Source organism: Marinifilum sp. (assembly GCF_965230805.1).
In the GTDB taxonomy this organism is placed as follows: Bacteria; Bacteroidota; Bacteroidia; order Bacteroidales; family Marinifilaceae; genus Marinifilum.
Window position 1 is genome coordinate 3,095,723 of record NZ_OZ246019.1, and the last position, 25,868, is coordinate 3,121,590.

A 25,868-nucleotide genomic window follows, 5' to 3' on the forward strand; every position below is an offset into this window, starting at 1 on the left:
GGGGTTATAAAAGTCCCCTTTAGGGGATTTAGGGGTAAATCATACTAACTACATAAACACTACATACTATGGAAAAGATAAAAACAGTAAAAGGCGGTCAGTTTTTGGTGAAGGAAAGCATGCCACAAGATATTTTTATTCCGGAAGAGATTTCCGAGGAACAAAAAATGATAATGGAAACCTGTAGGGATTTTCAGGAAAAAGAGATCTTCCCCATGCAAGACAGAATTGATGCACAGGAAGAAGGTTTAATGACTTCCTTAATGGACAAAGCGGGAGAATTGGGACTTCTGGGAATTGTAATTCCTGAAGAATATGGCGGATTTGGCCAGGATATGAACACCTCAATGTTAAGTACCGAAGTGATGGGAACCTATAGTTCATTCGCTGTTGCTTACGCTGCACATGTTGGAATTGGTACGCTTCCCATCCTTTACTATGGTACACAGGAGCAAAAAGAAAAGTATTTGCCAATGTTGGCATGTGGAGAATACAAAGGGGCTTATTGCTTGACTGAACCTGGCTCAGGATCGGATGCCAATTCGGGTAAGAGTAAGGCAACACTAAGGGATGATGGCACAAAATACATTCTGAACGGACAGAAAATGTGGATCACCAATGGTGGTTTTGCAGATATTTATACCGTATTCGCCAAAATTGATGATGATAAAAACTTAAGTGCATTTATTGTTGAAAAGAACTTTCCGGGCATCAGTTTGGGGCAAGAGGAAAAGAAGATGGGAATTAAAGGTTCCTCAACCTGTATGATGTTTTTCGAGAATTGTGAAATTCCGGTTGAGAATCTTTTGGGAGAGAGAGAACAGGGATTTAAAATTGCCTTGAACATTCTGAACAATGGTAGAATAAAGTTGGCTGCTGCTGTTCTGGGTGCTGGCAAAAAAGTTATCAACAACTCCATTAATTATTCGAATGAGCGCATTCAGTTCGGCAAAGAGATTTCCAATTTTGGAGCCATTCAATTTAAAATTGCAGAACAAGCCATTCGAATCTATGCCATAGAATCGGCCATTTACCGATGCAGCAATGATGTTCAAAACCTTAAGCATTACCTTATTGAGGGAGGGATGAGCAATGAGCAGGCAGCAGTTAAGGCTCAGAAGGAATTTGCTGCTGAAGCTGCTATTCTAAAGGTTGCTGCATCCGAGGCTTTGGATTATGTGGTTGATGAAGGCGTACAAGTTTATGGAGGTATGGGATATTCGGCCGAAGCTCCAATGGAACGCGCTTATCGCGATGCTCGCATCAACCGTATTTTTGAAGGAACCAATGAAATTAACCGCATGTTGGTAGTCGATTACCTCTTGCGTAAGGCATTTAAAAATGAATTGCCATTATTGGCTGCCTCGCAATCTGTTGCCAAAGAACTCATGTCTATTCCTGATTTTGGAGAAGAAGATACCAGTCTTCTTGCTGCTGAAACAAAATTGGTGGAAGGTTTCAAAAAAGCAGCTTTACTGGTTGCCGGTGCTGCTGCACAAAAGTTCATGCAAAAACTAAGCAAAGAGCAGGAAATTCTTATGAATATTTCTGATATCATTAGCGATTGCTATGTAGCGGAATCGATGCTACTGCGCGTAAAAAAACTGGTGGAAACCAAAGGAGAAGATGCTTGCCAAGAACAGATTGCAATGTGTAAAGTGTTCTTTTACGATGCTGCCGACCGCATTCACAAAAATGCCAAGGATGCTGCCAACAGCATTTCATCGGGCGACGAATTACGTATGATGCTTTTAGGCCTGAAACGCTTTACCAAGCACAGTGGCCTGAACAGCAAAGAAGAACGCAGAAAGATAGCCAAGAAATTAATTGAAGAGAATCGATATTGTTATTAATGAGTTTAAATGAGAAACGCCTCTTTTAAGAGGCGTTTTTTAATCTGTATTTACTTCTTGGTTCGCTTCTTCTTTTTCTTTTCTCTTTTTGGACGACCATCTTTACTAAAATCACTAAGCCTTTTTAATTCTTCAGCAATTGTGGCTTCCCATTCTGCTAACTTTGTTAGATTATTTCCATGTTCAGTTTCTCTATCAACTTTTGCAATCAGCCTTGTTTGCTCAGAGGTAACCTCTTCGTATAACACCGTTGATCCTTCCCATAAAAGCCTTTTCCTTTCAACAAAAAACTTTTTCCTCAGATTTCTTGCGCTAAGTTCGTATAGGTCGAATAAAAGTTGCTGATACCTTATTAGTTCAGAAGTTGAAGATGGGTCTCCATTATCAATATAGGATGCATCCTTTTGAAAATAACAACTTACAGTCCTATTCAGATTTCTGGATGTGATCAAAGAATAGTTTGCCACCTGAAACCCTATAGTAAAACTGCTTAAAATTGTTTGTTGTTTTCCTGAATTTGGCGCTTCTGCCAAATAATCTTCTTTCTTGAGTTTATATTCCTTCGACCATTCAATTTTATTCTGAGTATAAGCAATCGAAAAGTGAAATAGTAATGCAATTGTTAGTATGTACTTAATCATAGGCTCATTTTTATAGAGTTGTTGTATTTTCAATAAATAAAAATTGTTGGCTTAACTATTATTTCTTTCCAGCTATTCTTATCGAATTTCAAATATACCCAATCGAATTAAACATCACATTCCCTTTGTATAGAACTTCCGAAACAATTATTATAAAAATCAAATCAGGATTAATTCGCACTGCCCTTAAAGTTTTGATTTAAACATCTGATTTTAACCTACAGCAACGCGATAAAATTGCGCATCAGTGTTAGGTTTTATTTTTCTATCCCTCTAGTATTCGAATCAAATCTTCATTGACGTAAAACACCTCGACACCATCTTTTTTGGGTCTTAAAATATTGTTCCCTACTAGTTCATTCATATATTTTGTCAATGTAGTCCTAGAACTTTTACCAATTATTTCTCCAATCAAATTTGGTTTTATGTAAGGTTGACTAAAAATGGCTTCATTGATTTCTTTATTATACCATTTAATCTTTTCTTTTCCGTACTCTAATGTGGAGTCCATTTGAGACAATATTTCGTTGATTCTGGAATTTGTAAGCAATGAAGTCTTTTCTGTTGCTTCTAACATGAAGTTTATCCATGATTTCCAATCATTCCTTTGTGTAACAGCCCCTAATTTAAAATAATAATCCTCTTTATTTGCTATTATAAATTTTGACATATAAAGTACAGGTTGACTTAATAGTCCCTTACTAAACAAATACAATAGATTAAGAATCCGCCCCGTTCTTCCATTGCCATCTTGAAATGGATGTATCGCTTCAAATTGATAATGTGCAATACACATTTTTAAAAGAGGGTCAACAGTATATAATTCATCATTATTCAGATATTCAACTAAATTTTCCATTAAATTTTCAATAACTCCTTCTTTTCTGGGTGGAGTATAAATAATTTCTCCTGAGCGAAATTCACTTTCTCCTCGCTTGATAACTACTTGAGCTTGGGGAGGTCGATATCCTGAGGTGGTTTCTTTTATCTGATTAAAGATTCGTATTATTAATTTCGTGTCTATTTTATTACTCGTCTGCAATTCACTAAATCCAGCCCAAAGAGCTTCCCTATACTTTAAAACTTCTTTTGTTGCAGGGTTTATTTTAGACTCCCTATAGGTATCGGAAATAGCTTTATATAATTCATCTTCTGTGGTAAATATATTTTCTATTTCTGTAGACGTCTTTGCTTCCTGTAGAGCTAAAGTATTTATTAACATTAATGGATTTGGTAATCTGTTCAAGTTTCCATTCACCGTTGCCAGAGCTCGCGAGGCAGAAACCAATCGTTTTAATATATCAGGGTTGTTTTCAATATCATTAATTGGCGGCAGCACAGGTAATTCATCATATGGCTTATTTCTATCAAATTTTGTCACTTCCATCTGTTCAATATATTTCATTAATTGGACACTTAGTAAATATATGTCCATTTTTTGACAACAGAAAAACCTTTGTCCATTATTTCCTATATTCTGGACAAAAGAATAGAATTCACATTTTTATTGAGAAATTAAATAAAATCTGTTCAATAATTAAGATATTTTGGACGTATTTTCTCCTTATAGAATGAGCATGTACAAACTGCTGGTGCGAGGGTCGCACTCGTATCTATTTTCAAATAAAATAACAAAATTTTAGTACATGCAAACCTGCATTTAATAATTTGCATGAGAAAAATGACAACTTGTTGTAGTATTAATGTAAGGACTGCATACGCAGAAACACCTGATTTTATTAAAACTTAAAGCAAAAGCTAAAAACCATCACCCGAAAAACGACTCCTATGAGTTTTGAAGAACGTATTCAAAAACTGAAAGAATTACAAAGAGGTTGGGTAAACAACTTCCGAATGGCTAGTATGCTGGTTAAACTTCAAGATGTTGATGGATGGATTCGTAACAGGCTCAGATATTGTATCTGGCATCATTGGAAAAAGCCTGAACGAAAAAGGAAAAACCTGATTCGTTTAGGAGTAGAACAGGGTCAAGCCTATGCATGGTCTCGTTCTCGAATGGGAGGTTGGGCAATTGCTCAAAGTCCAATACTTGGAACTACAATTACTCTTGACCGATTGAAGAAGCGTGGCTACGAATCAATGCTTGATATTTACAAGAAAATTTCCCCACAACTTAACGAACCGCCGTATACGAGACCCGTACGTACAGTGGTGTGAGAGGTTCTCCGCTAGGCTAATGGCCTAGCGGCTGCCTACTCGATTGTATGCTGGGCTTTGTTCATTTTCAAGCACTTAGTTTAAATCGAAGCACCATTTTTTGTTTCTTGAGCGTCGGCAGTCTTTGGTTGGAGTGGGACGGGCTGAAAGGCTCTTTTGCAAAATTTGGCTTTAGCGTTGGCTTTAAGCGTTTTGCAAATGTGCCTTGCAGCAAACGGATGGTGAAGCGTTGGCTCATTTGTCATCTCCTTTTAGTCGTTTTACCTCTCTATCAAAGTCTGATTCAAATTCAGAATCTTGTTTTACTCTAAATTTCTCAAATTCTTTGGTTGCTAATTTCTTTGCAATATCTGCTGAAATCGAACCTGCATTTTTCAAAACAGAATAATCATTAAATTGCAAGAATCCGTTTAATTTACCTATCCAGTCACCCATTTTCATTGGTATTTGCCGTGCAGCCTGATTTTCTGCATAATCTAAATACATGGTTACTATCCTATTTAATTCATCAATCTCCTTTTGATTAAGATAGTTTTTCGCTACTGAAACATCTGATTTTAAAACTTTCCCTTTTGGAGAGTTCTTCCAAGTTGTTAATCCCATATTTGGTAACTCGGCTTTCGCTCTTGAAGAAATAATCTCAGCTGCCGTTTGCCCTGTTATCGCCCAATGTAATTTATTTTGCACTGTCTTATAGAATACTTGCGTTATTTCGGCTTTTGGGTCATAATCAATACTGCATTCCGAATAGATGTCAGTAATCTTTTGGTAAAACCTACGTTCACTTGCTCGGATTTCTCTAATCCGTTCGAGTAATTCATCAAAGTAATCTTTGCCGAAAAGCTGACCGCCTTGTTTTAAGCGTTCATCATCCAGCACAAATCCTTTAATAATAAACTCGCGTAAGGTTTTGGTTGCCCATATACGAAACTGAGTTGCTTGTTGTGAATTCACACGATAACCAACCGAAATAATGGCATCCAAATTATAGAAGTTTGTAAGGTATTTCTTACCATCAGCGGCAGTTATTCGAATTTTTCGAATAACTGAATCTTCTTCTAATTCATTGGTTTTAAATACTTCTTTCAGGTGGTAATTAATCGTGTTGGTTTCCACGCCAAATAACTCACCCATTGCTTTCTGTGTAAGCAAAACGGTTTCGTCTTGCAGAATAACTTCTACTTTTACGTTTCCGTCTGGTGTGGTATATAGTATAATTTCAGAGGAATTCATATTATTTCAGTTTATCGATGTCCCAGTTTAATGGATTATTGATAATATAATTTGAGATGTTATTATAAGCCTTTTCTGTTTTTATAATATGCTCGTAATAATTGCGTTGCCAGATAGAGCCTTCTCCGGATAGATTAATCCCGGATGGGGCGTTCGTTGGGGCGTATTGCAATACGCCCGTACTACCTTGATTATTCCTAATCTCTCTAATTAAATTATTAATCTTCTTTGTGGTTGCCCCTTTAAATCCCCTAATTATTGCGCCTATGGTTTGGGATGGTGATTGAAATTTTCCGATCTTCTCTTTTCCTTCTTCTTTAATTTTATAATCGATGCTAATTATTGCATGAAAATGGTTTGGCATGATGATATATTCATCGAGTGAAATATTTTTTCTAATTTCTGGTGTCTTCTCCCATTCTTCAGTAGCGATTTTCCCGAAAGAATTTAGGTGCATTTTTTTATTTAATATTTCGCCAAAAATATTTTCTCTGTTTGCTGTGCATAGGGTTATAAAGTATAAGCCGGCCTTTGAATAATCATAATTTTTAAGCCGTATGCTTCTTCTATTATGAAATCGATGAGGCGCAGCCTGGGGGGATTGCGATGGGTGGGGCGTATTGCAATACGCCCGTACTTTGGAAATATCCGGATTTATTGAATCTTTCTTCTGATTGAAATTATCTCCTTCGTTCTTTATTTTTTCTTTATCCTTCATTTGAAAGATTAATTTTTAATTCTGCCAGTTTCTCGCTTATGTAGTTGATTGCCTTTTCTTCATTTTCTTCAATTGCTTTTTCAACGGCTGTTTTGGCAAGGTTTAATAGTTGTTCAGATTCCTTTTTAAGGGAATCACTTTCAGAAATCATTAGTTCAATTTTATTCTGAAAATCTATTGAAGGCAAAGCGATTAGTATATTTTCAATTACAGGAATAGTAATATTTGTTTGAATCCCACCTGTGTTTGCTTGTTCTATTTGTATTGTCCCTGGTAATGAATTAAGATATAAAGTAATATAAGTTGGATTAATATTAACCTTAAGGTGAGATTTAATAAAATAACTACCGAAAATAGCCCCCTCAAGAAATTTGGGTATCCTGACAGTTAGACCGAGCGTGCCACTTCTTGAAATTAAAATATCATTAACACTAACTGATGCTCCCTTCTCATTTATAGCATCTTCTTTTGATATAAATTTTAAATTCTGTAATTCAAATTTCTTATCATTTAAATCTGCAATACGTAAAAATGGAACACCATTCTCTTGATAATTTAACTTTGTGGAAGAACCATATTTAAAACCTGAGGCAATATCTTTATATTTAAGAATATTAAATCCAAGTTTAGAACTATCATTTAGTTTGCACAAAAAATCATCATACTTTTTTTGATAATACTCAGCATCCAAACGACCAGAAGAACCAAATGATTCATTAAAGCTCTTAATGTTCACAGGTTCTTTACTTGGTTCAAAACCTTTTAAGCCGAGGGTTTCGAGGAGAAGGTTCTCAGCTTGTTGATATTTTGATTGTGATAAAATATTTGTGCTATGCGCATTATCAAAGCAACACTTAAGGAGTTTTTGAAAAGATTGAGAAAGCAAAGGAAATTCGATTTCTTTTACCTCCTCTGGGTTTACGTTGGTTTGATTTATTGATTGTCTGGCTCGACGTTTAATGTCCCAAACTCCATATTTAGAATTTAAAAATGTTGTTAGATATTCAGGAAGTAAAGTTTCTTGATTTGGTATAAATCGCACTAAATATGAAGCAAATACAAAATCTTTGGTGTTAGTTTTTTTGTATAACCCAGTTCTCCCTACCCATTCAAATGAGTTGGTTCGATTAAATAACACATCTCTGTCATTAAGGACAAATGTTTCTAATTCAATTTTTGAAATATCAGCAGATTTTGAAACATCTGTATCACACATCATATTGTGAATTTCATTCATGCGGTAAATAGGATAACCAACACCGTCTTCATTCATCGAAATTGAAATACCATATTGAGCTCTAATTAAATGATTTCCAATTTTGTCATATTTTAAAACAGGATTTTTAATAGGTTCTTTAGTGTAAAACTGACTATCAATTCTAAAATCCTTATTCTCAATTGCAGCAGAAAAATCCTTTTCCTTTATTTCCAGCCCTTCCAATAATGCCCTATACTTGGCTTCATCGAAAGGGCTTAAAGCTTTCCCACAAAGGAAAGGTTTTCTTTTTTAGCAAATTCAAGAAAGGCTTCTGCAATGCCGTCTTGCGTTAAACCATCATGGTTAAACAGGTCGTGTTTAACAATTAAATGGTAGTGGGTATCTAAAACAAATTCGTCCAAATCTTTAGGTGTACGAACATAATGTACAGCACTTTCTTTTAATTCCATTTCGCCTTGAAGGGGTTCAGCCTCTTCGGGTTTTATTTCAAATTTGTCTGGAAAATCCTTTTTACGTAAATATATTTTGTCGCCACTATTGTCCTTGCTTGTTTCTTGCATGGTGGCAAAAAAGATTGGGTAATCATCAACTTTAGGGCAAAGCTTATCATCCCATTTTTGAACAAGCATCACAGAAGTTTTTGTGCCAGTATGCGGTTTAAAAACATTGCCATGCAAACCAACAACGCCAAGTATTCGGCAACGTTCTGAAATAAAATCACGAATGTTTTTATCCGACGAATTATTAAAACGCCCTTGCGGTAAAACAATAGCCATTCGTCCGCCTGGTTTTAAAAAATCCAGGTTACGCTCAATAAATAGAATATCACGACCAACTTTAGTTTGATATTTTCCATTTGGTTTTTTACCCAATTCATATTTAGCCAGTATTCTACTTTCTTTTATATCGCCAGCAAATGGAGGATTTGCCATTAAAATATCAAAGTTAAAATCGTGGTTGCTCTTTTTATCTGTTCTTAACTTCTTTAATTTCCTCCAACCCTCAAAGTACGTGTCCTGCCAATCTTCATCTTCTGTTTTTTCATCCCAACGTTCCCAATCCAAGGTATTTAAATGCAAAACATTGGTTTGCCCATCTCCAGCAATCAGATTTAAAGTACGGGCAACACGTACCGATTTTTCGTCAAAATCAATGGCGAATACTTTATTATTTACATAGTCGGTACATTCAAAAGGTTTTTCTTCCAAAGTAAAAAGGTGGCTTTTGTCGAGTCCTTTATCCTTTAGTATTTGCTCCCAAACATGGAAGATGGTATGAACAGGGAAACCACAACTACCTGCTGCGGTATCTATCATAGTTTCATCTTGCTGTGGATTCAACATCTTCACACACATATCAATTACAAAACGAGGCGTAAAGTATTGTCCTTTTTCTCCTTTGCTGCTTTTATTGATAAGATACTCGAAAGCATCATCAACCACATCAAGGTTAGAATTGAAAAGTTTAACATCTTGTAGAGATGAAACACACACTGATAAATGCGAAGCTGTTAATTCTATTTTAGAATCATCGGAAAACACACCTTCCCATTTTTCTTTTGCTTTATCGAATACTTTTTGAATTTTCTCTTTTAATTCAGTTTCGGTATCACCGTAATTTCTGAATTCAAGGTGTCGGGTTTTGTTTCTTCCCGATTCCATTTCGTCAAATAGCTTTGTAAATATCAGTTTAAAAAGCTCCTCAAAAACATCAACACCTGCATTTGCTAAAACCTCGTCTTCCATTTCCAGAATCAGGTCTTTAAGCGATTTTCGCTCTGTACGAAGTTTGTCTTTATCAATCAGATTTTCAATTGTCCAACGTTCCGAAAGTATGTCCGATAGTTTTTCATTGGACTTAGGAATAGCAGGTAAATCCTCAAAATAGTTCGGGTCTTTTCTGTGATAATACGAAATAGAATCTCCATTACTCCACACACCTATCGGTGCACCTGTAGCGTTACAATATGATTTTAATTGCTCTTTACCGTCTTTTAGTTTAGGCTTTTTCAATTCCACCATTATGTATGGCGAAGTGGTTTGTTGCTTATCAAAGATTACAATGTCAGCTCGTTTTTTTTCTCGACCAAATGAAACAGCATATTCTAATTCCATTCGTTCAATAGGGTAATCGTATTCGTCAATCAGAACTTGAATATACAATTGCCTCACTGCTTCTTCAGGTGTCAGTTTAATATCTTTTTTACGAACTAAGCAATTTATATATGGAGTTTCTTTTCCTCTAACTTCTTTAACAGTAATTCTATTCTCAAGATTCTGAATTTCTACCAAATTGAACTGGGTCAATTTGTAGTTGGAATCTTTCAGTATTTCAGCAATTGTCATATTTTATCTTAAAAATTATCAATTAATCAGTTTCCAAATTTAATATTTCGTATCCACAATCTCGTGCGGGATGGCAAAAAAAGCATGTGTTTGGCAGCGAAGGGATGATTGCAGGGATGGGCTGGCAAACTTATGCTTTGCGCGTTGGCTTTTGTTCTTTTATTTTTGAGGGGAGGAAAACAAAAAATCCCTCAATTTATTACATCATTTCTCCTGTGACCGCCTTGCATACAACTTATTTATAAGCTTATAAAAATTGTGTTTATTTTTCTTGTTTTATCAGTTTACACATCCAGTACCAGCCTGTAAACTGATAAGATTATGATGTATTTACCAGGTGAATTTAAAATAACGTGAGTTCGACGTAAAATTCGTTCACAGTTTGCACTGATTTTGAGTAGAAATTTTCTCAAATTTTCGAAGGAATATCGGGATATTTCAAGAAGATTTGAGGAAATTTATGCCTAAAGCAGGCAAACACATAATGGAAAGTTCTCTTTACGACATCTTCACATTAAAAATTCCTTAAAATAGCCCGCTATTCTTTCCAAATTTTTAATGCAAATCTATCGCAAATATAACTTTCTGTGGATAGAATTTTACGTCGAACTCACGTTAAAATAATAAACCCAATATTATACATTTTACAGTAATAAATTTTAAGAGGATAATACAGATTACTATTCAAAATGCGTCTTTAGGTCGTTTCACCTCTAAAGACACTTTGAATTTTAAATGGTATAATTTAACTGCTCACCATTTCAAATATTTCTTGTAAAAAAATCTAATATTATGGCACAAAAAAACCTCACAAAGCAATATGCTCCGCGAGGTCTTCTATGTTTGGGGTAAATATTTATTTCTTATTCTTTCACTTTCTTGCTCATGATTACATAGTACAGCAAGAATCCTATTGATGTAAATACAAAGAAGATTCCGAATGGCATTGCACTTCTGTAGCTTTTAAACTCTGGATAATAGGCTCCGAGAATTTCCAGAACGATAAATCCCAAGCCTCCGAAGAATGCTACCAAGCCCCATTTCAATGCTGGATACTGGTCGTACCTTACTTGTTTTTTTACTTCCACTTCTGTGTTCTGATCTAGAATTTCAGCTCTATCGAAATGACCTGTCTTGATAATTTTTCTTTTTAGAAAGTGCGATGACATGATTTTTACAAATGTGATGATTGCAAAAAATACCACTGCTGCCATTAATAATTCTCCTATATGCATAATTTCAATTTTAAAGTTTCTGAAATTGTTTTGCCTAGTTGACCATGATGTTTGTAAAAAGGTTGCAGCTTGTGTTATTTTTTTTTCGTTGGGATTCCGACTAGTGTGAAGAGTGTTAATAAAACGAATTAAGTCGGGATACGATGATAATAAGCTTAGAGCAATAGACCTGTCAGGTTTTAAAAACCTGACAGGTCTGACTCACATGCTTCGAATGCAAAGGCCTGCATTAGGGATAGAAGCGCTTACCCCACAGCGAGGAAGGAGCGAGGAGTATGAGCGAATAGCCCGACCCGAAGGGGAATGCCCTAATTAAAAAAAGTCATCAATTTTTGTGCAACCTATTTCTTATCTTGCTTGTCTACTGCAACAGAAGATGAAGGAAACAGAGCTGATACATCAGATAAATAATGGAAATCCACAGGCCTTTCGGTTTTTGGTAAAGCAATACGAGCGCCTGGTATTTCATGTGGCGGCGCGTTTGCTTAACCAACAGGAAGACATGGAGGATATCTGCCAGGAGGTGTTTATAAAGGTGCATCAGAAATTGCCTGAGTTTAGGGGAGAATCGAAACTTGCCACATGGATAGCAACGATTGCCTATCGGGTAACGATTAATCATTTAAAAAGGCGTAAAGCTGATACGGATATCGACGACAAGGAGCGTGAGTTTCTGCATTCGGATATGATTACGGATGATCATCCGCAAAAAATTGCAGAAAAAAATGAATTAAAACTCTACCTGCGTAAAATGATAGATGAACTGCCTGAACAATACAAAACTGTTTTAAGTTTGTATCATCTGGAAGAAATGGGTTATAAGGAAATTGTTGAAATTACGGGTTTGCCGGTTGGAACGGTGAAAAATTATATTTTCAGGGCTCGTAAACTATTGAAAGAGTTGATTGAAAAGAGTGAACTAATAAGCATTAAAAATTAGTTGTTATGCATAGCTACAAAGGAAAACATAGCGAAGAGGAATTTCAAAATGTCGATAAATTGTTAAAAGAGATATTGGAAGATGACTTTGAAATTAATATTCCTATTGATTTTGCCGACAATGTGGTGGAAAAAGTAGAGAAGAGAAAATCTATTCAGGAAGCTCTTTTGCGCCATTTAATGATGTCGCTTGGCCTACTTGTGATTCTGGCTTTTACGGTAGCATTTCTGTTTTATTTTGGGCTGCAAGAAGCAAATCTCCTTCTCGAATTTGTAATTCAATTTAAATACCCAATTGCATTTGTATTGTTTATTATTACCGCAATTCAACTGGCTGATTCTTTCTTGCTGAGTAGAACTAAGGATCAGTTGGGTGAATGATATCAAACCACGAATTACTCAAATTACATTGATTATTCGTATTACTGAATCATATAAATCACAAAGGGATAAGTCAATTGCGACTTATCCCTTTTTATCTTATTTCAATTTGTGAAATCAGTGGTTAACTATTCCACTTCGTAAGTAGGTATTCGGCCCGGAGTCCAAGGAGCTCCCTGTTTCTCCAATTCTGCTTCAAGCCATTTTATATTATCGGCCAAATGCTGTAATCTTTTCAAAGCGGCAGGGAATTCTTCTTTTAAAATCTCGAATTGATCGATCTGCGTTTGCGTTACGCCCGAGGTACTTGCCCAATGTGTGCCAACAATATTACTGATTCTGTTGGAGATGGGAATTTGAGCCGGAGGTATTTCCTCCCAACTTGCACGTGCCGGCACTCCTTTAAACAGGAACTCAATCTGGTGCAATTCTGCCGATAGCTCTTCCACTTTTTCAGTAAGATTTGCATTGATTCCCGGCGTTTGCAACAAAGCCGTTTTAATGGCTGCCATTTTTGCTTTAAACGATTCGCTTAACTGCATACTTCCCTGAACAGCCTTTAGCATGTGAGCAACTTTTTGCTGAAAGGCCACCAGTTCTTGTCGGTTTTCGGCTGGCAATGTTCTGTTGTTTAAGGTAAGTGCTTTAAATGTTACGCTTTCTGCCAGCATCTGGTATTTGCCTTTTGCTACCATTCCCATTTCGAGCTGATAGGTGCCGGGCATTACGAACATCCCCGATGCTTGCTTAGTGCCTGGCTTAAATTCCTTTTTATTTATGGGTGATACCGATGGGAATTTTAGATCCCAGTTTACACGATTGATTCCTTTTTTAGCCACAGTGGTGATCTTACGGATTTCCTCACCATCCATATCCTTGATGGTAAACAAGAGGTAAGGTGCTACTTCCTTCTTCTCAGCTTCCATTTCTTTCCAGCTTGGCTGTGGAATAAATTCACCTTTTTTAAACAGCTCTTTTTCTTTCTTATGGCGAGCTTGCCTGTCTGTTTTTGGCACTTCTTTTAAATAATAAGTAAATGTTGCACCAAAAGCAGGATTCGGAGCTGCATAGTAGGTATGTCCCATGCTTCCTTTTCCTCCTTTTTGAATGTACATTAAGGCATCTTTTACAGGGAAGAGTTCAGCGTCTTTATTTGTAAGTTCTTTGTTCACCGATCTAAGCGGAGAATAGTCATCTAAAATAAAGAATCCACGTCCGAAGCTGGCTGCTACCAAATCGCACTCGCGTTCCTGAATGGTTAAATCGCGTATGGCAATGGTAGGAATTCCGGCTTTTAGCTGCACCCAATTCTTTCCATTGTTCTTGGTAAAGAAGATTCCAAACTCGGTTCCTACAAACAGTAAATCAGGATCTTTAAAGTCTTGCTCGATGGTGTGAACGGTACCATTCTTTGGCAGGTTGCCAGCAATGTTAAGCCAGCTTTTTCCTTTATCGGTACTCTTTAAAATATAAGGCTTAAAATCATCGCGTTTGCGATTATCGAAAGATGCGTAAACAACATTTTCATCGTGTTTAGAAGGCATGATATCACTCACGTAAGTGTATTGAGGGATTCCCGGGAAGCTGGCATATTTTGTCCACATATTTCCGGCTTGCTCACTTACCTGAATTAATCCATCGTCGGTTCCAGCGTAAAGAAGCTTCTCGTTTTTTGGCGATTCGGCCAATGAAACAATGGTTCCAAACTGCGAGGTAGAAACATGTTTCTTCACGGCATCGGCACTCCAATATTTGCCCATCACCTTAAAGGAATCTCTATTTTTGCCTGTTGTTAAATCATCGCTGATTACTTGCCATGAGTTTCCACGATCTTCGCTGCGAAATACTTTGTTGGCTGCCACATACAAGCGGGTATGCTTGTGTGCCGATAAAATCATTGGCGCATTCCAGTTCCATTTGTATGCTAATTCTCCTTTTCTTTCGCGAGGTTTGATATTGATTTTTTCTCCACTTTGTTTATCGTATCGATACGAATTTCCATACTGATATTCGCAATACACAATGTTCGGATCTTTAGGATCGATTTGTGCCCAAAAACCATCGCCTCCAAGAATGGGTTCCCACTCGTCGTTAATTACTCCTTTGCGACTGATATTTTGCGAAGGGCCGCCCAGTGTATTGTTATCTTGGGTTCCGCCATAAACATTGTAAAAAGGCAGTGCATTATCAACCTGCACCCGGTAAAACTGAGTAACGGGCAAATTAGATTTAAAAACATAAGTAGCACCTGCATCATAGCTTTCGTACACACCACCATCACCACCAATTATAAAGTGTTTGGTATCATTCGGATCAATCCAAAGTGCATGATCGTCGACATGACGATTTTTTAAGCCCAAGCGTTTCCAGGTTTTACCGCCATCCTCGGTATAATGCGAGTAGGTTTCCACCGAATAAATCTTATCAAGATCCACAGGATCACAATAAATCTCATTGTAGTACTGTCCACTGCTCACATGCTCACTCATTTTGATCCACGACTCGCCCCTGTCGGTTGAGCGATAGAATCCACTGCCTTTTGCAGCTTCGATAATGGCAAATACGTAGTTGTGATTTACCGGGGACACAGCAATGCCCATTCCTCCGATATCACCTGATGGCAATCCGGATTTTAATTTGCGCCAGTTTTCGCCTCCATCGGTCGATTTGTAAATGGCTGATTCGGGTCCGCCACCAATCTTGGCATGCACATGACGACGACGCTGTTCTGATGTGGCATACATGATATCAGGTTCAACCGGGTCGATGATCACATTATTTACACCGGTGTTTTCGCTGATATGCAGTACTTTCTTCCAATTTTTCCCTCCATCGGTGGTTTTATACAGGCCACGTTCTTCGCCTGGTCCCCAGGCCGAACCTTCGGCAGCTACAAAAACAATATCCGAATTGCGAGGATCTATTGCGATTCCCCCAATATGGCGAGACTCTTTCAAGCCCATGTTTTTCCAGCTCTTGCCACCATCCATGGTTTTGTAAACACCATCGCCATAGCCTAAAGCACGCTGGTGATTGTTTTCTCCTGTTCCGGCCCAAACTACATTGCTGTTGTTTGGATCCATGCTTACCACTCCAATCGAATAAGAACCGTATTTATCGAAAACAGGGATCCAAGTGGTACCATTGTTTATGGTTTTAAAAATATTCCCGCTCGAAACTGCTACGTAGTATTCGCTATGATTATTGGGATTTACAGCAAAATCAGAGATACGTCCGGAAGTTGTGGCCGGACCGATTCCTCTAAATTTTAATCCGCTAACTAAACTTGAATTGATTAAGGAATCTTTTGCAGGTTCTTTTGTTTTTTTCTTTGCCATAACAGAGTGTGCAGGTAGAATTAAGCCGGCTAATGCCAAAACTACAAACATCCGTTTTAGGCTGCATGTAAAAATATTCATAAGATTGGTTTTAGGATGAGTTGAAGCACTATATCATGTTCCAACATTTTGTATATTCTTAAGTGTGTTGAATTTACATGATTCTTGTTGAAATTCCTAACACGTTGTTGCGAATCAGCCATCATTGATTTTTAGGTGGAACCAATGCCGATATCAGCTGTTCTATAACATGGAATAAAATGGGAATATTATTTTACCTCGAACTCAGGTTATTTACTTTTAAGACTAGCAGGTCTTTCATACTGGTATTAGCGTGAAACAAAACTGGTATGATCTTACTAACAAATTCGTTTTTCAACTTAATAAATTTTAAATACTTTTAATTATAGATTGATGATATAAAAAAATGATAAGAAGATGGATATAAAAATCAGAAAATTAGACTTGATCATTGCCGGATACATGCAGAAATTATCGATCCCGGCAATTCGAATTTCCTTTGCAGTGATATTTATTTGGTTTGGGATACTAAAACCCATTGGATTGTCGTCGGCCATCCCTTTGGTTAAATCAACGGTGAGCTGGATGCCATTGTTTGCAGCCGAAACCTGGGTGGATATAATTGGATGGTGGGAAGTTTTAATCGGCATTTTTTTCTTATTCAAGAAAACAACTCGAATTGCAATTGCACTGTTATTCCTTCAGATGACAGGAACCTTTATGCCGTTATTTATACTTCCTGAAGTTACTTTTCAGGGGGGAAATATCCTGCTTCCAACATTGGAAGGTCAGTATGTTATTAAAAACATCATGATTATATCGGCAGCTCTTACCATTGGTGGCAGTCTGGTTTACAGCAAGAAAAAATCCGATTCGTTCGAATCGGATTCTTACAAGTAATTTTTTAAGCTGCTGCATTAAGGGCTAAACTGTAGATCCAAGGCAATGCCTTGGATTTACCAATCATGTGCGAACTTATTGCGAAGATTGTATTGGGTCAGTATTTTTTAGTCAGCCCCTGCACAATTAATAATTCCGGGCACTCATCTTAAAATAGCCACATTACAACTATCTTTTCTTTTTTCTTAGCCAGATTCGTTCTCCAGGTTCAACTTTATAATTTTTCTTCACTCTATTGTACTTGCAAAGTTTTTTCAATTTCACACCATACTGCTGAGAAATTGAATACAATGAATCACCCTCTTTTACCCTGTGGAAATTATAGCCTCTGGCAGCTTTATTTCTCTTGTTGTGAAGGTATAATCTTTGATCAAGCTGTAAAATGTAATTTTTAGGAAGATCGTTGTAACGAAGTAATTTTTTACGCTCAACACCCAAATTCTTTTCTATGCTATAGAAAGTATCGCCTTTCTTGCTTACGATATAGTGAATTCCATTAGCCACTTCCAGTCTGGCACCAAACGGATCAATACTCAAATCTCCATCGATATCTGCCAACTGACTTGCATCAGGCTCTGCATAAAAATCTTTACCGGCACCTTTTCGATCCAACTTATACAGTTGTTCGGCTTCGATAATACTAATCAGTTTGTGTGCATATCTGGAGTCGGTTGCATATCCTGCTTTCTTTAAGCCATGTGCCCAACGTTTATAGTCGTCCGATCTGTATTTAAAAAGAAAGGCATAACGCGGACGCGTTGTCAGAAACTCTGAATGATCCTTATAAGATTCATATGGATTGTTATACTTTCTAAAGCATTCTCCTTTTTTATCATCATCGAATTTCATGCTTGGGCCTACCCAATCGTGACACTTAATCCCAAAATGATTATTTGCTTTACGTGCCAAATCCGAATTTCCATTACGAGATTCCAGTATTCCCTGTGCCATGGTAATACTGGCCGGGATTCCCGTTCTTTCCATCTCTTTAATGGCTAAATCTTTATATTTTTGGATGTACTCTTTTCGGGAGTAGTTTTTTGCTAAAACACTTGAACAAGTGCAAACCAACAGCAATGTGTATAGAACAATCTTCTTCATAAAAATTTAAAGTAATAGCTTTGCTTAATATGAAACGAGCATGATTAAAACAACGATTAAACACAGGTTAATAATTATTTTGATCTTGTGGCTTCCATCCGGCAAATGGTAAAATTTATACAACAGATGAAAATGAAATTATATACCTCTCAGTTCCAACTTTTAAAACAAGCATAAAAATATAACAATCCTGTTATTCATTTGTATTTCTGCATCAATTTTTATTCACAAGTTGTTCGGGCTTTCTTATTGATAGGATGGTGAAATTATCGAAACTATTGTATATTTAGCGAGCAAGCTACAGACAGTGGCATATGCCTTACTTGCTAATTGGTCATTAGTCATTTGCAGATAATATGCAGTGACTATAAACCACTTACTAATGACTATTTAAAATGAAGAAAACACAAATTATAACAACTGTTTACGAATACGATTCGATAGCAGAACTTTCAAAGGAAGATCAGTTGCTGGTAAACGAAGCTAAAGATGCGGCTCATCGCTCCTATGCTCCATACTCTAAATTTAATGTGGGTGCAGCTTTGTTGCTGGAGAATGGTGAGATTGTGCAAGGAAACAATCAGGAGAACTCGGCTTATCCTTCGGGTTTATGTGCCGAGCGGGTAGCGGTTTTTTATGCCAATGCAAAATACCCGGATGTTCCGGTTAAGGCAATTGCAATTACCTCCAGAACAAATGGAAGCTTTCTGGATGCTCCGGTTCCTCCTTGTGGGGCATGCCGACAGGTTCTGCTTGAAACAGAAAACAGATACAATCATCCCATAAAAGTGATTCTGTGTGGCGAGAAAAAAATTCAGATCATTGACAATATCAAACAGTTAATGCCTTTGTATTTCGATAAGGATATGTTGAATGAATAGATATATAGCTACAAACAATCAGCTTTCAGCCAACAGCTTTAAATCACAAAACCTTAAAAGATAAGTCTCAGGCTTAACTCCTGAGACTTATTTGCAACTTATTGCTGTTCGCTTTCCACTACTACTTCCTCATCTGCTTCTTCATCCTTTAGGTAGCGATAGTTAAAACCATAGTTTCGCATGATACGGCGCACATTCGAGGCCGATTCCTTCCGCATAACAAACTGAATGGTATCAGCAACTTCGCTAATCAGCTCATCAATAGGTTCGCGCTTGGCTTCCAGCTCTTTTTGCACACGGTTGTACTCACTATCGGCAGGACCAACTTCCTCTTTCTCTTTTTCGGCAGCAGATAATTTTTCCTGCACTTCAGCAGCCGTAGGATTACTCATTGCTGTGTATCCTTCAACAACTGCATTTGCATCGCCAAGAACAATTTGTCTGGCTACTTCAAACAGGTTATTATCACCTGAGAATTTAGGCAATTCGCCTTCGGAACTTACTCCATACAAACGAAATACCGATGTTGGATGATGCAAGCGATAAGTTCTTCGTTTTAAGCCATCATAAAAATCGCGTACATACACCTTTAATACGCCAACAGCTTCGTTTTTCTCTAATACTTCTTGCTGACGAGCCGACAAGCTGGCATCCAACAACTGATAACTGGTATCAAAATCGGTAAGACCTGATTCCAAATTGGCAACAAGTGTTTCACCTAAAATAGCAGAATTATTGGTTACTGCTTTTTTCGCCATACTTAAACAGGCTCTCATAAATGCAATGCGTTGCACATCTGAATTGGGTTGTGATAAATAAGGCATAGCTTACTTATTTTGGGTTAAATAAAAATTAATTCGTATCAATACACACAATTGGTGTATGAATTAAAATTTCAGCCCCTGTTTGATTAAAAAGGGATATCATTCTGAAATTTCAGAGGTCTGTCAGATACAACAGATGTATGATTTTTCAGTATCAATAAGCTGTTGATATCCAAGATTAGTATATTTTAAAATTTTAAAGTCTTGTCTGACTAATTAAAGCACTTATTCCAGAGATCGAATGGGTTGTTGGCACTCAATATGGCGTTCTACTCAAATAACAGAGGGCTGTCGGGATCAAAAGGAGGCCCAACTCCCAAACACACACACATGTTGATCCCAAAACACCACCTCTGTGTAAATTTCACAGGTCTGTCATAGCTGACAGCCTATCAAATATTAGCGACATAAACATATCTCATCCCGAAAGGGGACTTTTTTTAGGTACCAAAGGGCTTTTAAATCTTATAACAAGGCATTAATTAATGCGGTAGCCAGCTTGCAATATGCACTCTGGCTAAAACAGATCAGCTTTTCCTTCCTCTTGCCATTTGATTCTATTCCTGGCTTTCCTATCCATTTTCTTTTTGGTAGAAAAATTATAGTATAGCGAAAACAGAACTGTTTTCATGTCTACATTCATTTTATGGTATGATTTGTAATTATCAATTTGATATTTATTAACTGTTTCGTAGGGTAAGCTGCGATTCAAAAAGTTTACAACAAATTCTAATTTCTTTTTGAAGAACTTTTTTGGAAAATCCATAACTAAAAGCCTTATACCCTCTAGTTTCTCCACCATAGGTCAGACTAGTTGCATTCTGCCTGTAATTGGCAAACACCAGAAAATCCTTAGGGAAATAAATGTAAGCATAGGTCAACATTTCGGAAGTATAATCTTCATCAGAATATTCTTTTTCTTCTATTCTATTCCAGAAACCTCTCAAACTTCCTCCAAGTAGGAAATATTTATTAGGTCGGTAAGAGTAGTTAAGCTTTATTCCCAGTTTCTTTTGTTTCGATAAGTTTTCATATGTGTTTGCTTGTACACCTTGATCAGAATACCTTGTAACACTTGCTATATCATCATCAATAATCTGGTAGAAAATATTCATTTTTATATAACTACGACCAAAACGATATTGTCCGCTAAGATTTATGTTATGAGAATAGTAGTCTTTTAAATAAGGATTTCCAACACTAACATTTAAGGAGTCAGCATAATACTCGTAAGGATCAAGTTCATAAAATGACGGATGATATACCCTCTTCTCATATGAGATTTTTGTCGATAGCTTAGATGTAAAACTATAGGACATCCCTGCATTTGGGTAAAAACACCAATTATCGTATTCTATATTGGAAATTTCTCTTTTGTTGTACTTCTGCGCCAAACCTAACCAATAGGATAATTTTCCTTTCCTGGCAAAATAATCAACAAATCCGCTATACGTACTGTTATCGTATTCTATATTACGAATTGAATTATTTGATTCCAGGTAATTCTCAGTATTCTCGTTGTTATAGTCAACTCCAAACTTCAGATTACTGTTTTTATCAATTGCAATATCGTAAACCAGTTTTGCTTTTATGCGCTCACGATCCAACTCATTATATTCTGGTCTATCAGCACTTTCTAATGTCTCGAAATAATAATCTTTAAGATTTTGCTCTTCGTTCTGATCAAAATTTGAATACAAAAAATCTAGGGTCAAAGTTTTCTTTTCATCCTTTGATTGATTTTTATAAAATGTAGAAAGCTGAAAGTTATCGTAATCTTGATGTTCCAGGCCTTGAGTTTTAAACAGAGAATCTTTATTTATTAAATTGAGTTCATTAAAAAATTCTTTTCTGTGCAATGTTTTTAAGTTTGCAGCTAAGCCTAAAGTATTGTAATCATCAATAAAACAATCAATCCCACCATAATATTGTTCTCGATACCTTGGGTTAATACGATTATACCCTTGTTTAAATATCGTATCATTACTACCAATTTCGGTTCTATATTCCGAGATACTATAATTATTTGTCTGACTATGTAGCTTATAGCCTCCAAAAAAACGCCATCTCCCGGTATAGTAACTCAACGCACCATTTACCTGATCTAACATCTCATTCGGAAAAACGTAATCGAAATTTCCATTTAAACTATAATCCCTATCTTTTTTTAATATGATATTCACTATGGAAGTATAACCTTCATTCACGATGTCAACAGAAGGTGTGGTATTCACTTCGACCTTATCTATTTGTTCTGGCACTAATAATTTTAAGGGATTTGTGTCATAATATCTACGTCCATTCACCAAAACCAAAACATCACCGTCTCCTTCAACACTAATATCATCCTCAAGACTGACATGAATTGTAGGAACCTGTATTAATAAATCTCTTACATTCCCAGATTGATTTAACATTTCATTGGAAATGAAAAATACATCTTTCCTGGCTTGTTTTTCATGTAATTTCCTGTTCCCCCTTACTACAATCTCCGATAAGGAATTATCAATCTTCTCAAGAACAATTATTTTCAAATCAAGATTGCTCTTGCCCGCATTCAATACAATGCTTTTACTTACTGGAGTATAATTTAAGTGCGAAATCTTTATCTCATATGAGCCAGGCGCATCAACATTAATTTCAAACTTTCCATCGATATTTGAGGAACAACCTGCAACGAGTTGATCTTCCTTAAAAACGCCAATGTTGGCATACTCAACAGCCCAATTACTTTTATTTTTTAAGGTACCATGAATATGGTATTTGATTTCCTTGGCGAACAATGAAGTAGTGAAAGCAAAAAATAGAAGCAGAAGGAAATATTTATTCATGATTAATGTGGCAAAGGTTAAATTGATTAATTAGGTATTCAAGACCAGAAATAGGAGGACAAACATTACAATAATTACATTCGTTACATGGAGATACTTTATCGCGTGTTAAAAACCATGAAGAATTCTCATTGTAGTATTCTAAAAGATTCTTTGTTAGGTTTTGTTTATTATAGTTTGCAATGGGGGATCCATAAAAATTTGTTCCCATATTTCCCTTAGAGTCAATAAATACTTTCCCAAAATCAAATGTATTATTTAATTCATATCCTTGTCCATCATTGTTAAGGCACAGACTTCCACATCAGTACCAGGACATAAACAACTTACATCTGTAGAGTCATGATCAATAAGGCCACCCTTAATCACATCCATTTCTCGTATGCTTAATTCTGTTAATTTAATAGTATCCATTGTATTATAATTTATTAGTAAACTTCCTTCCTTATACAATTGCCAATTGTATAAGTCATCTCTATACAGTAGCTTTGCCCTCGCCAAAGGTAGCCTAGTGTAAAGAATGCTAATTCCCCGAACTAATTTTTTGACCTATTTTCCTTTCTACTGCGTTAAGCTTTTTCGCCGTAGCTAAGGCTATGCCTGTAAACCTTGCCTTGTAAAAAGAAAAATATTTTCAAAAACTTTAATTCGTTTTATTAACACTCTTCACACTAGCTACTAGCCATTCGGGATGAGAATGGATAAACGTTTATTTATATTCCCGAGTGGCATTTCTATAAGTTCGCAATATTCTTACGTGGCAAAATGTTAAATCAAAATTATGTATTTAAAATTTAACATCCACCAAAATCTCAATTGCTAAAAAACATATCTATTTTAGGGTTACCTTTTTGCTATTCGGGGGATGTAGTATATTTTTCAATAAATAAAGGGTTTTTTAAACCTCCAATAAAATGATCAATAAAACCAATATATCCATTCATAATTTTAGATTGATTCAAAATAAAGTTCACATTTCCAGATAAACTGAAATTTTATTTTTTAACATTTTTTAGTATGATTTTCCTCATTATTTTTTCACATGTTATCTCCACTAAATAAAAATATGATATAAAATAACGTGAGTTCGACGTAAAATACTATCCACAGAAAGTTCTATTTGGGATAGATTTGCATTAAAAATTTGGAAAGAATAGCGGGCTATTTTGAGGAATTTTTAATGTGAAGCTGTCGTAAAGAGAACTTTCCATTATGTGTTTGCCTGCTTTCGGCATAAATTTCCTCAAATCTTCTTGAAATATCCCGATATTCCTTCTAAAATTTGAGAAAATTTCTACTCAAAATCAGATCAAACTGTGAACGAATTTTACCTCGAACTCAGGTTAAAATAAAAAGCTCTGTTAGGATATCCCAACAGAGCTTTTGTTTATCCACAAAGAGCAATGCTATATGTGACTTATACTTAAGCTTCCACTAACTTCTCCAGTTCCCTCCACAAATTATCATCTTGTGGAACCGGCGCCTTAATTCTGATTGGTTCTTGCTTTACAGGATGCATAAAACCAATTTCTCTGGCATGAAGGCCAATTCCGCCTCCATTTTTCGAACGAGGAGCTCCATACTTTAAATCTCCACGGATAGGCATGCCTACTTTCGATAACTGTGCTCTAATCTGATGGTGGCGACCTGTATGCAACTTCACCTCTAACAAGAAATATTTCTGAGAACGAGTTAGCAATTTGTATTCAAGAATTGCTTCCTTCGCACCATTTTTCTCTTTATCGAATACATTGGTACGATTTTTTTCCTGATTTCTCAGTACATAGTGCTTAAGTGTTTCCTCTTCCTCCCTTGGACAGTTTTGCACCACTGCCCAGTAAATCTTATCAATTTGATCGGCCTTTTGCTGAAACATCTTATTCAATCGGGTAAGTGCTTTACTGGTTTTTGCAAAAATCACAACCCCGCTTACCGGTCTGTCGATTCGGTGTGGTACACCAAGGTACACATCTCCTGGTTTGTTGTATTTTTTTTTGATGTAAGCCTTCACCTTTTCGCTTAAAGGCTCATCTCCTGTCTGATCACCTTGCACAATGTCACCACATCGTTTGTTAATTGCAATAATATGATTGTCCTCGTATAGTATTTCTAATCTTTCTCTTGCCATCTTATTAGTCATTGCTTGCTGGTCACTGGTTGACTTGTCAACTGTAAACTTTAATATTGTTCTCTTTCGTTAGGGAAATCTTTCGATTTTACATCTCCAATGTAAGTTTCAACTGCTCCTTTGATTTCAGCAAACAGGTTGTGATATCTTCTTAAGAAACGAGGTGAAAACTCCTGAGTAATCCCTAACATATCATGAATCACCAATACTTGTCCGTCAACACCATTACCTGCTCCAATACCAATAATTGGAATAGATACACTTTCGGCAACCTGTTTTGCCAATACTGCAGGCACTTTCTCCAAAACAATTGCAAAACATCCTGCTTCTTCCAATAGTTTGGCATCTTCAATCAATTTTTTTGCTTCTTCTTCCTCTTTGGCACGAACAGCATAAGTCCCAAACTTATGAATTGATTGCGGAGTTAATCCCAAATGTCCCATTACAGGAATACCAGCTGATAGAATTCGATTTACCGATTCCAACACTTCTCTTCCGCCTTCCAGCTTTACAGCATCGGCGCTTGCCTCTTTCATAATACGAATGGAAGAATTCAGTGCTTCTTTAGAATTTCCCTGGTAGGTACCAAAAGGCAAATCAACCACAACCAAAGCTCTTTGCACTGCACGCACAACCGATGCGCCATGATAAATCATTTGATCTAAAGTAATTGGCAGTGTGGTTTCGTGTCCTGCCATAACATTCGATGCTGAGTCGCCAACCAATATTACGTCTACTCCGGCTCTATCAACAATAGTAGCCATCGAATAGTCGTAAGAGGTTAACATGGAGATCTTTTCTCCTTTCAGTTTCATTTCAGAAAGCACATGTGTTGTCACTCTCTTTACCGATTTTTTATGAATTGACATGATCTTAAAATTTTGGACAATAGATAAGTAGGTGCAATTGATACTTAAGCTGTTTTAGTTCAGATTGCAAAGGTATAAAAAAGGATAAAGTATCAAGTGAAAAGTAAAATAAGTGCCTAAAATACTTAAAGTGCCTAAAGTACTTAAAATTAAAAGAGAATGAGAGGTTGAGTAAATGAGTGAATAAATAATTCATCCTTTATAATTAACAATTGGAATTTCTGTCTTTCTGT

The 25,868-nt window shown here is 36.4% G+C and carries 21 protein-coding genes and 1 pseudogene; 7 read left to right on the forward strand and 15 right to left on the reverse strand.

Annotated elements, in window-relative coordinates; genetic code table 11:
• The first annotated feature begins 68 nt into the window (after positions 1-68).
• Positions 69-1,853, forward strand: a complete 1,785-nt coding sequence (locus ACO05S_RS12525) for an acyl-CoA dehydrogenase family protein (RefSeq protein ID WP_421918346.1) — start codon at positions 69-71, stop codon at positions 1,851-1,853.
• Between the two features lie 50 nt (positions 1,854-1,903).
• Here ACO05S_RS12525 and ACO05S_RS12530 read toward each other — a convergent pair whose 3' ends face one another.
• Positions 1,904-2,494 carry a hypothetical protein gene (locus tag ACO05S_RS12530; protein WP_421918347.1) on the reverse strand — a complete coding sequence of 197 codons (591 nt, stop codon included), beginning with the start codon at positions 2,492-2,494 and terminating at the stop codon, positions 1,904-1,906.
• 265 nt (positions 2,495-2,759) lie between these two features.
• The gene (locus ACO05S_RS12535) at positions 2,760-3,899 is read right to left on the reverse strand and encodes a Fic family protein (protein ID WP_421918348.1); all 1,140 of its coding nucleotides are present in this window, start codon (positions 3,897-3,899) and stop codon (positions 2,760-2,762) included.
• Positions 3,900-4,252: 353 nt separating this feature from the next.
• On the opposite strand from ACO05S_RS12535, the pseudogene ACO05S_RS12540 reads away from it, so the two are divergent.
• Positions 4,253-4,672: pseudogene (locus ACO05S_RS12540) on the forward strand (group II intron maturase-specific domain-containing protein); the annotation flags it as partial.
• Between the two features lie 67 nt (positions 4,673-4,739).
• Here the strand turns inward: ACO05S_RS12540 and ACO05S_RS12545 are convergent.
• The 6 genes from ACO05S_RS12545 to ACO05S_RS12570 form a co-directional block, all read right to left on the reverse strand.
• Positions 4,740-4,910: a hypothetical protein gene (locus ACO05S_RS12545; protein WP_421918349.1), complete on the reverse strand. Its 171-nt coding sequence runs from the start codon at positions 4,908-4,910 to the stop codon at positions 4,740-4,742.
• Positions 4,907-5,905: a virulence RhuM family protein gene (locus ACO05S_RS12550; protein ID WP_421918350.1), complete on the reverse strand. Its 999-nt coding sequence runs from the start codon at positions 5,903-5,905 to the stop codon at positions 4,907-4,909. The genes ACO05S_RS12545 and ACO05S_RS12550 overlap by 4 nt, the downstream gene beginning before the upstream one ends.
• Before the next feature lies 1 nt (position 5,906).
• Positions 5,907-6,623, reverse strand: a complete 717-nt coding sequence (locus ACO05S_RS12555; RefSeq protein WP_421918351.1) for a transposase — start codon at positions 6,621-6,623, stop codon at positions 5,907-5,909.
• Positions 6,613-8,064, reverse strand: coding sequence for a hypothetical protein (locus ACO05S_RS12560; protein ID WP_421918352.1), 1,452 nt, complete (start codon positions 8,062-8,064; stop codon positions 6,613-6,615). Before ACO05S_RS12560 ends, ACO05S_RS12555 begins: the two co-directional genes overlap by 11 nt.
• A gap of 32 nt (positions 8,065-8,096) precedes the next feature.
• The gene (locus ACO05S_RS12565) at positions 8,097-10,187 is read right to left on the reverse strand and encodes an N-6 DNA methylase (protein WP_421918353.1); all 2,091 of its coding nucleotides are present in this window, start codon (positions 10,185-10,187) and stop codon (positions 8,097-8,099) included.
• Positions 10,188-11,050: 863 nt separating this feature from the next.
• Complete coding sequence (locus ACO05S_RS12570; RefSeq protein WP_421918354.1) at positions 11,051-11,422, reverse strand: DUF6249 domain-containing protein; 372 nt, start codon at positions 11,420-11,422, stop codon at positions 11,051-11,053.
• Between the two features lie 112 nt (positions 11,423-11,534).
• Between ACO05S_RS12570 and ACO05S_RS12575 the strand changes: the two genes are divergently transcribed.
• Genes ACO05S_RS12575 through ACO05S_RS12585 form a run of 3 tightly spaced genes read left to right on the forward strand, consistent with a single transcriptional unit; the run spans position 11,535 to position 12,742 of the window.
• Positions 11,535-11,738, forward strand: coding sequence for a hypothetical protein (locus ACO05S_RS12575; RefSeq protein ID WP_421918355.1), 204 nt, complete (start codon positions 11,535-11,537; stop codon positions 11,736-11,738).
• 60 nt (positions 11,739-11,798) lie between these two features.
• Positions 11,799-12,362, forward strand: a complete 564-nt coding sequence (locus ACO05S_RS12580; RefSeq protein ID WP_421918356.1) for an RNA polymerase sigma factor — start codon at positions 11,799-11,801, stop codon at positions 12,360-12,362.
• 5 nt (positions 12,363-12,367) lie between these two features.
• Entirely contained in the window at positions 12,368-12,742 is a 375-nt protein-coding gene (locus tag ACO05S_RS12585; protein WP_421918357.1) for a hypothetical protein, read from the forward strand.
• Between the two features lie 128 nt (positions 12,743-12,870).
• Here the strand turns inward: ACO05S_RS12585 and ACO05S_RS12590 are convergent, their stop codons facing one another.
• The gene (locus tag ACO05S_RS12590; protein ID WP_421918358.1) at positions 12,871-16,161 is read right to left on the reverse strand and encodes a WD40/YVTN/BNR-like repeat-containing protein; all 3,291 of its coding nucleotides are present in this window, start codon (positions 16,159-16,161) and stop codon (positions 12,871-12,873) included.
• Positions 16,162-16,518: 357 nt separating this feature from the next.
• Here ACO05S_RS12590 and ACO05S_RS12595 point away from each other — a divergent pair, with 357 nt between their 5' ends.
• A complete protein-coding gene (locus tag ACO05S_RS12595; protein ID WP_421918359.1) occupies positions 16,519-17,001 on the forward strand; it encodes a hypothetical protein in 483 nt (160 codons plus the stop codon).
• A 168-nt stretch (positions 17,002-17,169) separates the two neighbouring features.
• Here the strand turns inward: ACO05S_RS12595 and ACO05S_RS12600 are convergent, their stop codons facing one another.
• Positions 17,170-18,102: a glucosaminidase domain-containing protein gene (locus tag ACO05S_RS12600; RefSeq protein WP_421918360.1), complete on the reverse strand. Its 933-nt coding sequence runs from the start codon at positions 18,100-18,102 to the stop codon at positions 17,170-17,172.
• Positions 18,103-18,497: 395 nt separating this feature from the next.
• On the opposite strand from ACO05S_RS12600, the gene ACO05S_RS12605 reads away from it, so the two are divergent.
• Positions 18,498-18,983 (forward strand): cytidine deaminase, encoded by a 486-nt coding sequence (locus ACO05S_RS12605; RefSeq protein ID WP_421918361.1) that lies wholly within the window; start codon positions 18,498-18,500, stop codon positions 18,981-18,983.
• A gap of 98 nt (positions 18,984-19,081) precedes the next feature.
• On the opposite strand, the gene ACO05S_RS12610 is transcribed toward ACO05S_RS12605, so the two are convergent.
• From ACO05S_RS12610 to panB, 5 genes are all read right to left on the reverse strand, one after another.
• Positions 19,082-19,807, reverse strand: coding sequence for a hypothetical protein (locus tag ACO05S_RS12610; protein ID WP_421918362.1), 726 nt, complete (start codon positions 19,805-19,807; stop codon positions 19,082-19,084).
• A 680-nt stretch (positions 19,808-20,487) separates the two neighbouring features.
• Positions 20,488-22,638, reverse strand: coding sequence for a TonB-dependent receptor (locus ACO05S_RS12615; protein WP_421918363.1), 2,151 nt, complete (start codon positions 22,636-22,638; stop codon positions 20,488-20,490).
• A 258-nt stretch (positions 22,639-22,896) separates the two neighbouring features.
• The gene (locus tag ACO05S_RS12620; protein ID WP_421918364.1) at positions 22,897-23,139 is read right to left on the reverse strand and encodes a hypothetical protein; all 243 of its coding nucleotides are present in this window, start codon (positions 23,137-23,139) and stop codon (positions 22,897-22,899) included.
• A gap of 922 nt (positions 23,140-24,061) precedes the next feature.
• Positions 24,062-24,766, reverse strand: coding sequence for an RluA family pseudouridine synthase (locus tag ACO05S_RS12625; protein WP_421918365.1), 705 nt, complete (start codon positions 24,764-24,766; stop codon positions 24,062-24,064).
• 50 nt (positions 24,767-24,816) lie between these two features.
• Positions 24,817-25,635 carry a 3-methyl-2-oxobutanoate hydroxymethyltransferase gene (gene panB, locus ACO05S_RS12630; protein WP_421918366.1) on the reverse strand — a complete coding sequence of 273 codons (819 nt, stop codon included), beginning with the start codon at positions 25,633-25,635 and terminating at the stop codon, positions 24,817-24,819.
• Between the last annotated feature and the right edge of the window lie 233 nt (positions 25,636-25,868).